This window comes from uncultured Gimesia sp. (genome assembly GCF_937910335.1).
In the GTDB taxonomy this organism is placed as follows: Bacteria; Planctomycetota; Planctomycetia; order Planctomycetales; family Planctomycetaceae; genus Gimesia.
The window spans coordinates 1-6,910 of record NZ_CALEMX010000012.1 but is presented as its reverse complement, the minus strand read 5'-3'; the positions used below and the strand labels follow the sequence as shown (position 1 = coordinate 6,910).

The 6,910-nt window shown below is 43.8% G+C and carries 7 protein-coding genes; 2 read left to right on the top strand and 5 right to left on the bottom strand.

Features of this window, described 5'->3' with window-relative positions; all coding sequences use genetic code 11:
* The first annotated feature begins 245 nt into the window (after positions 1 to 245).
* Both Q0668_RS00480 and Q0668_RS00475 read left to right on the top strand, forming a co-directional pair.
* Entirely contained in the window at positions 246 to 530 is a 285-nt protein-coding gene (locus Q0668_RS00480) for a hypothetical protein (protein ID WP_298858846.1), read from the top strand.
* Between the two features lie 226 nt (positions 531 to 756).
* Entirely contained in the window at positions 757 to 1,581 is an 825-nt protein-coding gene (locus Q0668_RS00475; RefSeq protein ID WP_298858845.1) for a purine-nucleoside phosphorylase, read from the top strand.
* 41 nt (positions 1,582 to 1,622) lie between these two features.
* On the opposite strand, the gene Q0668_RS00470 is transcribed toward Q0668_RS00475, so the two are convergent.
* The 5 genes from Q0668_RS00470 to Q0668_RS00450 all read right to left on the bottom strand — a co-directional run.
* A complete protein-coding gene (locus Q0668_RS00470) occupies positions 1,623 to 2,651 on the bottom strand; it encodes an NAD-dependent epimerase/dehydratase family protein (RefSeq protein ID WP_298858844.1) in 1,029 nt (342 codons plus the stop codon).
* Positions 2,648 to 3,592 carry a UDP-glucuronic acid decarboxylase family protein gene (locus Q0668_RS00465; protein WP_298858843.1) on the bottom strand — a complete coding sequence of 315 codons (945 nt, stop codon included), beginning with the start codon at positions 3,590 to 3,592 and terminating at the stop codon, positions 2,648 to 2,650. The genes Q0668_RS00470 and Q0668_RS00465 overlap by 4 nt, the downstream gene beginning before the upstream one ends.
* A gap of 191 nt (positions 3,593 to 3,783) precedes the next feature.
* Positions 3,784 to 4,617 (bottom strand): aldolase/citrate lyase family protein, encoded by an 834-nt coding sequence (locus Q0668_RS00460; protein WP_298858842.1) that lies wholly within the window; start codon positions 4,615 to 4,617, stop codon positions 3,784 to 3,786.
* Positions 4,617 to 6,134, bottom strand: a complete 1,518-nt coding sequence (locus Q0668_RS00455) for a lipid II flippase MurJ (RefSeq protein ID WP_298858841.1) — start codon at positions 6,132 to 6,134, stop codon at positions 4,617 to 4,619. The genes Q0668_RS00460 and Q0668_RS00455 overlap by 1 nt, the downstream gene beginning before the upstream one ends.
* Positions 6,135 to 6,252: 118 nt before the next feature.
* Positions 6,253 to 6,910 (bottom strand): GDP-mannose 4,6-dehydratase (locus tag Q0668_RS00450; RefSeq protein WP_298858840.1); only part of this gene is annotated, 658 nt, incomplete at its 5' end.

Below are 6,910 nucleotides of genomic sequence, written 5' to 3'. Positions count from 1 at the left end.
GAATTCCGCTACGAAAGCAGAAATATTTCTATATATTTCCAGTTCAAAATTTTCGCACTTGACAAAGCAAAATAAATATAATAATGGAAAGATTATGAACTATATTTTTCCGTACGAAAGCGGGAAAAGTTCTCCCTGATTGTGAATGTAATCCCACGATTGAACATGAACTTCAGGTTTTAGAGTTTATTTAAAATCGTTTAGAAATTTGGGAAATTGCACAAATAATATACGAGGACCTTACTGTGTTATTAGCCGATTCCATTACTACCGAACCCCCTGAAAATCTTGAGCCCTTTACCGATGCCCCTTTCACCGTTTTCATGTCATTAGACGACGATGAAGAAAACATTGGCTTCGATCAACTGGAAGACCTCGACAATGATGAACTCGACGATGACGATGACTTCGACGACGATGATGAGTTCGAAGATGAAGAGGAAGAAGAAGAAGAGGATGATGAAGTTTTTGGTGATGAAGAAGATGACGACTTTGATGATGAAGGGTTTGATGACGACGATGATTTTTAAATAAATCATCGTCCGAACTGCGAGCCGCTCACTTTAGATCATTCCCGTCAGATTCATCTCACAAGCTCTCCATTCAACCATCTGAACGTTTTCTAACAAACGTTGCTACCTCGGATCTATGATTCAATTTCAATAGCTCAGTAATGCTCCAATCAGCCCGAATTCAGGCGAAGCATTTGTACTTTCAATCAGCATCCTGATTTCTACAATAGAAAAACAATCTCGCATGCAGGCACTGGTCGAAAAAATTAACGATGCTATTGATTTTCTGAAACCCCATATTCAGCAGACTCCTAAAATCGGTTTGATTTTAGGGACGGGTCTGGGTGACTTCAGCCAACAGATCCAACAACAAGCTTCAATCGCTTACGAAGATATTCCACACTTCCCACACTCGACAGTTGAGTCGCACGCCGGGAAGCTGGTTTTTGGAACTCTCAATGAGACTCCCCTGGTTGCAATGGAAGGCCGCTTTCATTTCTATGAAGGCTACTCAATGAAAGAAGTCACTTTCCCTGTGAGAGTAATGAAGGCACTGGGAGTTGAAATACTGATCATTACGAATGCGGCAGGGGGAATGAATCCACAATATCAACTGGCTGACATCATGATCATTGAAGACCAGATCAACTTAATGGGCGACAATCCCCTAAGAGGGATTAACGATGATCGGCTGGGACTTCGATTTCCCGATATGAGTGCCCCGTATGACCGAGGTTTGATCAATCTGGCAGAGCAAAAAGCGTTGGCACTTCAGATTCGAACACAGACAGGCGTCTTTGTAGCAGTCACCGGACCGAACCTCGAAACCCGGGCAGAATACCGCATGCTCAGACAGATGGGTGCCGACTGTGTAGGCATGTCGACCGTACCAGAATGCATTGTTGCCAACCATGCTTCGATGAAAGTGCTGGGGCTGTCAGTCGTAACGGATATCTGTTTACCCGATGCACTGGAACCGGTCGATATCAGCAATATCTTGAAAATCGCAGCAGACGGCGGACAGAAACTGGCACGTCTCATACCCGAAATCATCGCAAATCTAGATTAGTTGCCGAGTGGATTCTACACAGAACCTCATCAGCCACACCGCTACAACTGATCCGAATTGTCATAGTAAGCAAGATACCATTCCACAAATCGATCAATACCTTGTTCGATCGAAGTGGAAGGTGAAAAATGAATCGCCTGCTGCAGTTCAGAGATGTCTGCATAAGTTTCCATCACATCACCGGGTTGCATGGGATAGTTTTCACGGATCGCAGGCTTGCCAAGCCGTTGCTCTATCACATCAATCAGTTGAGAAATACCGACCGGTTGATGGTTTCCAATATTAAAAAGCCGGTACGGAGCTTCTATGGGATTCTCTTCGCTTCCTGTACTTTCAACCGATGCCATGTCGAGCCGACAGGGTATATCATCCAGCACGCCCAGAACTCCGGCTACAATATCATCGACGTAAGTAAAATCGCGCTTTAAATTACCATGATTAAACACTTTGATAGGCGTCCCTTCCAGGATCGCCCTGGTAAAGAGAAACACAGCCATATCAGGTCGTCCCCACGGACCATAAACGGTAAAAAAACGCAGCCCCGTGGTTGGTAAATCGTACAGATGACTATAACTGTGAGCAATTAATTCATCCGCCCGTTTAGTCGCTGCATAGAGACTAATCGGGTGATCTACGCGATCTCCGGTGGAATAGGGGATTTTGCGATTCGCTCCATAGACAGAACTCGATGAGGCGTAGACAACATGAGCAATCTTGTTGATTCGGCTTTGCTCCAGGATATTGACAAAACCCAGAACATTACTTTGCACATACTCCAATGGTTTCTGCAATGAATTGCGCACACCCACTTCTGCAGCCAAATGTACTACTTTTTCAAATGAAGACTGGTTGAAAAGTCGTGACATCGATTCGACATCAGTGATATCTGTCTCATGAAACTGAAATAAAGATTCATGCTGCAATTGCCCAAGACGGTCTCGTTTTAACTGTACTTCATAATGACTATTGAGATTGTCAACACCCGTTACCTGATGCCCTTCAGACAACAACCGAGAGGTCACATGAAACCCGACAAAACCCGCAGCACCTGTCACCAAAATATGGCTCATGATGTTTCCTGCTTCATAAGGTCCTGGTAATAAGCAACCGTCTTAGCCAGCCCTTCTTGCAAAGAAACCTTGGGTTCCCAGTTCAGAATAGACCGTGCTTTCGTGATATCAGGACAGCGCTGCTTAGGATCATCCGTGGGAAGATCACAATACTCCAACTTTGATTTAGATTTGACTTCCTGCAGAACTGCTTCCGCCAATTCCAGCATACTGTTTTCAACAGGATTTCCCAGGTTGACCGGTCCCGTAGTCTCATCCTGTGACATCATTTTCAGAAAACCTTCGATCAGGTCATCAACAAAACAGAAGGAACGCGTCTGTGTGCCTTCACCGTAAATCGTCAACGGCTCCCCGCGCAATGCCTGATTGATAAAATTCGAGATCACGCGCCCATCATTGGGGTCCATGCGCGGACCATAGGTATTAAAGATTCTTACAATGCGAATGGGGACCTGATGTGCCTGATGATAATTCATGCATAAAGACTCGGCAATTCGTTTGCCTTCGTCATAACAGCTTCGCGGACCGATCGGATTGACGTGCCCCCAATATTCTTCAACCTGAGGATGCACTTCAGGATCACCATAAACTTCTGAAGTAGAAGCGTGTAATACTTTGGCACGGCAGCGCTTCGCTAACCCCAGCAGGTTAACCATACCGACTGTTGATGTTTTGATCGTTTTGATCGGATTATACTGATAGGCTACAGGGGAAGCAGGACAGGCCAGATTATAAATCTCATTCACTTCCAGATGAATCGGATGCACAATATCGTGCCTCATTAATTCAAATCGAGGGTGCCCTATCAAATGAGCGATATTTTGCTTGCTGCCTGTGAAAAAATTATCCAGGCAGATCACATTTTTTCCCTGCTCAACCAGCCGATCACAAAGGTGGCTTCCTAGAAATCCGGCTCCACCTGTCACTAATACAGAATCCATTTATTGTTCTTTATCCTTTGAGTAGCAAGCCATCTGTCTCAAAATATTGACTGGTTCATCCACAATATTCTACCGCATCGCAATTGAAATTGCGAGAAAAAAGAAGACCGTCGAATGATGCTTTTTATCTTGAAACGATTCCTTGAATGGTAGTGATTTTAGAAGCGACACAAACTTTCGAAAGATATTGATCAGGAAGCATTTCTTTCAGTTCGCTGATTGCTTGAGACGTCTTTGATTGTCTGATAAAGCAACTGCTTGTCCTGTTCGATTTCGAATTTCGACCTGTTTAATAGCTTGGAAAAAACATGGTTGGTCTTCTGAAGTTCCAGCGGTAGATTAATTTTGGATTTCAATTCTGTTAAATTGGTCGCAAGTTGGTGAAATGAACGCGATAGAATGACCCACTCGGAACCGAGCCTGGCATGCTCGCTTAACACCAGATTCCCTGTCACCAGCCCTTGATCCATTGTCGAAATCCCACCTACACCAAAAGGCATGTTTACACTTCGACATATATCAGCCATTTCCTCAACCATACCATTAGACATCAGTTCAAACATGAAATTGAGATCTAAATCAAGATGCAAATCATTTAAACCAATATGAATCTGTGTCACGCCGGGAACACGGACAATTTGGGACAGATTCATCATTGCCTCAACCGTCTCAACTAATAAAACGACCTTGGCACGATGATTCACACGTTCACAAAACCACTCGACATCCCCTACGGACTTAAACATCGGTAGCATTATACAATCTGCCCCCTGATCTATCACCGCTTCAATTTCTTTAGATGACTCAGGATTGAGCGGATTCAAACGCACCATGACTTCAGCATGTTGTACTACGCTTTTTACTCTCGATATATTCTTCACCTGATGATGAGAGATCACCGTATCCCTGCCCCCTTGTCGTTCGACTTTGCCGAGCAATTCGAGGTCAATAAAAATCCGATCGACACCACATTGATCTACGTACCTGGCGATATCAGGTGAATCGGTTATATATAAATACTTCATTATAAAGACAGCTTCCTGTTGAAACGCGGTATGTGATTCTTCAGGATCAATAAAACGGACCCAAAACAGAATAGACCTAATAAGACAGAGTATATAATTAAGTGGATCGGCTCAGAAACCAGTCTGATCATCATCGCAGAAAACAATATTCCCAGCAAAGTCAGCAGGGTTAAAGCAGCAAAATGTTTAATCTTGACTCCTTCAATGACCGAGACTTTTAGTTTTAACTGTAATGCCATTGTTAAACTCATAAAGTGAAACCAGCTGGAAATGACAAACGCTAACATCACGCCCGATACGCCCATCGAATTTCTTAACATGATTGAAAGCAATACTAGAACGAGCAACGAAACCAGACTCAGTTTGAACGGAATAATGGTTTCGTGTTTCGCATAAAACACATTCATTGTAAGTATCGAAAGAATCAATGCCGGCATTGAAAGAATAGCAATTTGTAACAGCTGAGCAGTATTAGCCGCATCCGTTGCCGAAAATTTGCCACGTTCAAAAAGCAGTGAAACAACAGGCTCAGCACAACCGTAGATAGCGACTGTCGCAGGGATCGAGATTAATAATATTAATCCTGCCGACTGACTGATTAAGTTAGTTCCTTCCTTCATATTTCCTTCAGAAAAATCGCGGCTTAATCTCGGAAAAATCACCATTGCCAGAACTGCCCCAAATAACCCACGTGGTAATTCAACCAACTTTTGGGCATATTCAAACAGACTGATTCCCCCTTCAAACGCTGAAGCAAAAGACCTTGATACAACCGGAAACGCGACAACAACTCCGATCGCAGCCAGAGCTTGAAAATATTTTACTAATAATTTCCGATTCAAAGTATTAAACCGAGTTAATGATCGAAATCCGCCCACAAATGCTCCTGTAGCATAGCAGCTGACCAGCTGTGTCAACAACCGAAATGACACGGCAACAACGACTGCCCAGGCAACAACCTCGATACTTTCAGGTGTCACCCAGAAAAAAATAGCACAAAGTAGAATCACGTTAAAAAACAAATTTCCATACGCTGGAACGTTTGGTTTGTGATGTCCTTGTAAAGCCGCTGCCGTAACGGCAGTCACAGCACTAATCGGAAATGCCAGTAAAACGATCATGATCAATCGACTGGCTTCACTAATTTGCAAAGATGTAAATCCTGATGCTAATAACTGAGTAAACCAAGACGAATATACAGCTAAGATGATGGCAATGACAGTCGAAACGACTCCTACCACAACAAGCGTTTGCACAATCAGTTGATTCGCATTTTCTTCAGAAACTTCCTGACTTCTCCGATGCATTTCAGGGACTAACACTGCCGCCAAAGCTCCTCCAATTAACATCGCATTCAAAAAATCGGGAACAGAAATCACTAAAATAGCCAGGTCGTTCGCATACGAAACGCCCAATACCAGCGCAAGTCCCAGAACACGTAGCAATCCAGTGAATCGCCCCAACAGCATTGCGATGGCTACCAGCATTGCCGTCAGTGAAACGGATCGTTTCAGCATTTAATCGATAACCTTCCTGATACTTCAAAAGGTTTCTCTACCAATGCTATGCCCCGTACAATCAGTTGCATCATCTACTTTCAATCCCTTGAAAAAAAAATTCCTTAGTCATGCGTGATTATATGGTATAACGCTCTGCGTTAAAGTGCTGAATGTTTTTATCGATCCACTCCGCGGTCTTCCTCAAGCCCTCTTTAAATGAAACCTGACTTTTCCAACCGGTTAACCGGTGAATTTTCGTCGTATCAGCCAGAAGTCGATTGACTTCACTTTTCTCAGGACGAATACGATCCTCGTCGCAACGAATGGGAACTTCGCGTCCACTTACTTCCATCAGCAGCCTTGCAGTTTCTTCGATCGACCACTCTTCGCCACTTCCAATATTGACGACTTCCCCTTCGGCCTCTTTACATAACGCCAAAGCAATCATCCCCGCTGCGGTATCAGTTGCATAATTAAAATCGCGAGTTGGCGTTAAAGCACCTAATTTCAACTCGGTACAACCTGACTGTAACTGACTGGCGATTGTCGGAATGACTGCCCGAGCGGTCTGCCTTGGTCCAAATGTGTTAAAAGGCCTGGCAGTGACAACTGGTAACTCAAAAGAGAGATAAAAACTCTCTGCCATCTTGTCAGCTCCAATTTTACTGGCAGAATAAGGCGACTGACCAACTAAAGGATGATCTTCATCAATGGGAACGCGTTGCGCAGTGCCATAAACTTCTGAAGTCGAAACATGCACGAGCCTTGTTAATAAATCTGAATTTCGGCAGGCC

Excerpts from the sequence above, each read along its gene's own strand:
- Q0668_RS00475 (WP_298858845.1), top strand. The coding sequence starts at position 757 with ATGCAGGCACTGGTCGAAAAAATTAACGATGCTATTGATTTTCTGAAA.
- Q0668_RS00465 (WP_298858843.1), bottom strand. The coding sequence starts at position 3,592 with ATGGATTCTGTATTAGTGACAGGTGGAGCCGGATTTCTAGGAAGCCAC.
- Q0668_RS00455 (WP_298858841.1), bottom strand. The coding sequence starts at position 6,134 with ATGCTGAAACGATCCGTTTCACTGACGGCAATGCTGGTAGCCATCGCA.
- Q0668_RS00460 (WP_298858842.1), bottom strand. The coding sequence starts at position 4,617 with ATGAAGTATTTATATATAACCGATTCACCTGATATCGCCAGGTACGTA.
- Q0668_RS00470 (WP_298858844.1), bottom strand. The coding sequence starts at position 2,651 with ATGAGCCATATTTTGGTGACAGGTGCTGCGGGTTTTGTCGGGTTTCAT.